Source organism: Actinomadura sp. NBRC 104425 (assembly GCF_030269545.1).
In the GTDB taxonomy this organism is placed as follows: domain Bacteria; phylum Actinomycetota; class Actinomycetes; order Streptosporangiales; family Streptosporangiaceae; genus Spirillospora; species Spirillospora keratinilytica.
This window is the reverse complement of the sequence record NZ_BSTN01000108.1, coordinates 1-476: the sequence shown is the minus strand read 5'-3', so window position 1 is coordinate 476 and position 476 is coordinate 1. Positions and strand designations below refer to the sequence as shown.

The following is a 476-nucleotide window of genomic DNA, read 5'->3' as shown; positions in this document are numbered from 1 at the left end:
ACCACCGAGAACGGCTTGCGCCGCACCTTCTCGGTGAGCTGGCCGCCCTCCTCGTACCCGACGTAGCCGGGCGGGGAGCCGAACAGCCGCGAGACGGTGTGCTTCTCCATGAACTCGCTCATGTCCAGCTGGATGAGCGCGTCCTCGTCCCCGAACAGGAACTCCGCCAGCGTCTTGGACAGCTCGGTCTTACCCACGCCCGACGGCCCGGCGAAGATGAACGACCCGCCCGGCCGCTTGGGGTCCTTCAGACCGGCGCGGGTGCGCCGGATCGACTGGGAGAGGGCCTTGATCGCATCGTGCTGGCCGATGACGCGCTTGTGCAGCTCGTCCTCCATGCGCAGCAGCCGCGAGGACTCCTCCTCGGTCAGCTTGAACACCGGGATGCCCGTGGCGGTGGCCAGCACCTCGGCGATCAGCTCCTCGGTGACCTCGGCGACGACGTCCATGTCGCCGGCCTTCCACTCCTTCTCCCG

At 68.3% G+C, this 476-nt stretch carries 1 protein-coding gene; it reads right to left on the bottom strand.

From position 1 onward, the window contains the following. Positions 1 to 476, bottom strand: a 476-nt coding sequence (locus tag QSK22_RS33325) for an AAA family ATPase (protein WP_285498487.1), incomplete at both ends; no start/stop codon positions are given.